A 3931-nucleotide genomic window follows, 5' to 3' on the forward strand; every position below is an offset into this window, starting at 1 on the left:
ACAGCGGAAAACTGTTCCAGCAGCTCTTTCGGAACCTTTGGTAACTCTCGGAGCGGTTTTTTTTTGGTTGGCATACATGCACCTCTTACTCATGTTATGCCCGAACACAAAATTTCTGACACCCTCGGCGCTTGCCGCAAGCTATGCAGCGCCTATGAGATCGAGCGCCGCCCGCGCGGCGCTTCGCGGGTAAACCCGCTCCCACATTTGTTGCAACGTGCCAAATCTGTCAGGCCATGGTTGTCAGCCTTGTTGGCTTGACTGGATTTCTCGGTTTGCCCCACTGCAGCCTCACCTGTCTAAAGCCACGCACCAAGGCGGGCAACCTCGCTTTCACAGGCATGGCCACGTTGCAACAAATGTGGGAGCGGGTTCACCCGCGAAGCGCCGCGCGGGCGGCGCTCGATCTCATAGGCGCTGCATAGCTTGCGGCAAGCACCTGTCAGCCCTGATGCGACTTGTCAAAGACCCTAAAATCCCCGACAAGGATTGCGCGTGCTTCATGGACCATACCCGGCGCCCCCCAATCCATCCACTACCAGATGACGCCCAGCCATTTCTCCCGCACACTGCGGAAAATTCCCAAGCCCGTCCTCCGCCACCTTGCGGGGCACAGCCGGAGTAGCAAATGGCGCGACAACTAATAACAAACGCCCAAGACCCGCTGCACGAATCCCGCCAGGCCCGCCTGAAGCTGGCCAGCGAAGGCGAGCTGCCGCTGGGCATGCTACGCGACGAAATCGACGCCTCCTGGCGCCGCAGCCTGGGCCATGGCCTGGACAGCCTGCAAGGCGAGCAGGTCGGCCTGGGCCTGGAACAAGGCCGTGACCTGCGCACCCTGCTCGAGCGCAACCGCCTGCTGGTCGACGCGGTCACCCCCGAACTGGATTACCTGGTCGCGCGCCAGGGCCAGGCCGGCATCATCATCCTCGGCGACGCCAAGGCCAACGTACTGGCCATCGAGGGCCAGACCCATGTGCTCAGCCGCGAGGGCCTGCGTGACCTGCAGCCCGGCAGCTGCTGGAGCGAAACACTGCGTGGCACCAACGCCATCGGCACGGCGGTCGTCGAAGGCCGGCCAACGCTGATCAACTGCGGCGAGCACTACCTCGACCGCCTCAGCCCCTTCTCCTGCACCTCGGTACCCTTGCGCGACCCGCGGGGCGAGGTGATCGGCGTGCTCGACATCACCCGCGAAGGGGTGATGGCGCAGCCGCAGGACAGCCTGACAACGCTGATGCTGGCCGCCGGCAACATCGAAAGCCGGCTGTTCGGCCTGTGCCACCCAGAGCAACTGGTGCTGGCGTTCCACAGCCGCCCGCAATACCTCAACAGCGCCTGGCAGGGGCTGCTGGCACTGAGCCTGGACGGCGAAGTGCTGGCGGCCAACGACAGTGCCTGCCAGTTGTTGCAGGTGTCGCGCCATGAACTGATCGGCCGGCACAGCACCGACCTGCTCGGCGAGCGTTCGCCGGCCTTCATCGCGCGCCTGTGGCAGGGCGGGGTGAGCAGCGTGCAGACGGCCAAGGGCGAGTTCTACTTCCGCGCCCTGCAGCTGCCCCGCCATGGCCGGGTCAACGGCAGTCCGCCGGCGAGCAAGCCGACGCTGAGCAGGCAAGCACCCGCACTTGACGCTCTGGCCGGGGGTGATCCGCGCCTGGCGCGCAACCTGCGCATGGCACGCCAGGGGTTGGGCAACGGCCTGCCGGTGTTGCTGCTGGGCGAGACCGGTACCGGCAAGGAAGTCGTAGCCCGCGCCTTGCACCAGGCCAGCCCGCGCGCCGACAAACCGTTTGTGGCCGTCAACTGCGCAGCGATCCCCGAAGGGCTGATCGAGTCCGAGCTGTTCGGCTACCGCGAAGGAGCCTTCACTGGTTCGCGCCGGGGCGGCATGGTCGGCCGGTTGATGCAGGCCCAGGGCGGCACGCTGTTCCTCGACGAAATCGGCGACATGCCGCTGGCCCTGCAGGCGCGCCTGCTGCGGGTTCTGCAGGAGCGCCGTGTGGCGCCGCTGGGGGCGGGCGACGAGCAGGACATCGACGTGGCGCTGATCTGCGCCACCCACCGCGACCTCAAGCGTCTGGTGCAGGAGCAACACTTCCGCGAAGACCTGTACTACCGGGTGAATGGCGTGTCGTTGCGCCTGCCGGCCCTGCGCGAACGGGATGACTTGGCTGCAATCATCCAGGGTTTGCTGGACAAGTCCGGCGCCAAGGGCGTCAGCCTGGACCCGGCCCTGGCTGGGTTGCTTGAAGGTTTTGACTGGCCCGGAAATATCCGCCAGCTGGAGATGGTGGTACGCACGGCACTGGCCATGCGCGAAGATGGCGAGCTGTTGCTGACCCTTGACCACCTGACCGATTGCCTGCTGGACGAACTGGCCAGCGCAACGGCGCCTTCCGGCAGCATCAAGGACAACGAGCTGGAGCTGATTCGCGCCGCGTTGACGCGCCACCAGGGCAACGTTTCCGCTGCTGCCGAAGCGTTAGGTATCAGCCGGGCGACGCTGTACCGCAAGCTCAAACAGTTGCGCAGCTGACATGGGCGGCCTGTTCGCAAGGCTGGTGGACTCCAGCGACCCTGTACTCATGCGCCAGGCATTAGCCTGGCTGTATGGTTTCGTCCGACCCCACCGCCGCGCCATCGGCGTGCTGCTGGGCCTGTCGCTGGGCGCCTCGCTGCTGGCACTGGCGCAACCCTGGCTGGTCAAGACGCTGATCGACGAAGGCCTGTTGGCCAAGGACTACCAGACGCTCTGGCACATGGCGGCGATCATGATCGGCGCCGGTGTGCTGGGCACCGTGCTGGCCGGGGTCAACCGCTACCTGCATACTCGCTTGTCGGGGCGCATCCTGTTTGCCCTGCGCGATGACCTTTACCGTCACCTGCAGCAGTTGTCGCCAACGTTCTACGGCCGGCGGCGCACCGGTGACATTCTTTCGCGGCTGGATGGCGATGTGGCGGAGATCCAGCGCTTTGCCGTGGACTCGCTGTTTTCGGCGGTGTCGGCGGTGATCGGCCTGGTCGGTGCGGTGGCATTGATGCTGATGCTGTCGTGGCAACTGTCGCTGCTGCTGGCCTTGCTGATCCCGATCGAGGTGCTGTGGCTGCGCTGGATGCGGCGCAAGGTGGAGCGCGAAGTGCGCAGCCTGCGCGAGCGCTCGGCGGATGTGTCGTCGTTCCTGGTCGAAACCCTGCCGGCGATGAAGTTCATCCAGGCCGCCGGCCAGCAAGATCGCGAGGCAGGGCGCCTGGACCAGCTGGGGCAGGGCTACATGCGCCAGTTGCTGAAGGTGCAGGTGACCGAATTCTTCACCCAGGCCATCCCCGGTACGCTGACCTCATGGTGTCGCGCCTGCGCGTTCCTGGTCGGCGGCTGGTGGGTGATCCAGGGGACCTGGCAGTTGGGGGCGCTGATCGCCTTTTCAACCTACATGGGCATGGCGGTGGGGCCGGTACAAAGCCTGCTGGGGCTGTACGTGGCGGTGCAGCGCATGGCAGTGAGCCTGGGGCGGGTGATGGAGCTCAAGCAGGAGGCCGTGGCCGTGCGCCCGGCGGCCAACCCGCAACCCATGCCCGATGGCCCGGGCGAACTGCGCCTGGAAGCACTGTGCTTTAGCCATGCAGGCCGCCAGGGCGCCGTGCTGAACAACGTGCAGGTGTGCGTGCCGGGGGGGCTGAAGGTGGCCATCAGCGGCGCCTCTGGCGTGGGCAAGTCGACCCTCATCGACCTGTTGCAGCGCTTCTACGACCCTGACGCAGGGCGCATCCTGCTGGACGGCACCGACCTGCGCGAACTGGACCTGGCCGCGCTGCGTCGAAGTATCGCCGTGGTCAGCCAGGACATCGTGCTGTTCCGCGGCACCCTGGCGCAGAACCTGGCCTACAGCGTGCCCGAGGCCAGCCGTGCGGAGCTGGAGCGGGTGGTGCG

3 protein-coding genes are annotated in these 3931 nt (G+C 66.0%); all 3 read left to right on the forward strand.

Going from position 1 to position 3931, the window contains the following annotated elements; genetic code table 11:
• A partial coding sequence (locus tag HP546_RS31170; protein WP_218584627.1) for a hypothetical protein occupies positions 1–261 on the forward strand: 261 nt, incomplete at its 5' end.
• Between the two features lie 367 nt (positions 262–628).
• Entirely contained in the window at positions 629–2539 is a 1911-nt protein-coding gene (locus tag HP546_RS27210) for a sigma-54-dependent Fis family transcriptional regulator (RefSeq protein ID WP_172232021.1), read from the forward strand.
• Position 2540: 1 nt separating this feature from the next.
• The coding region (locus HP546_RS27215; protein WP_172232024.1) for an ABC transporter ATP-binding protein at positions 2541–3931 on the forward strand (1391 nt) is incomplete at its 3' end.

This window comes from Pseudomonas sp. CM25, assembly GCF_013179705.1.
Taxonomy (GTDB): domain Bacteria; phylum Pseudomonadota; class Gammaproteobacteria; order Pseudomonadales; family Pseudomonadaceae; genus Aquipseudomonas.

Bases quoted from the DNA above. Each gene is read 5' to 3' on its own strand.
- HP546_RS27210 (WP_172232021.1), top strand. From the start codon at position 629: ATGGCGCGACAACTAATAACAAACGCCCAAGACCCGCTGCACGAATCC.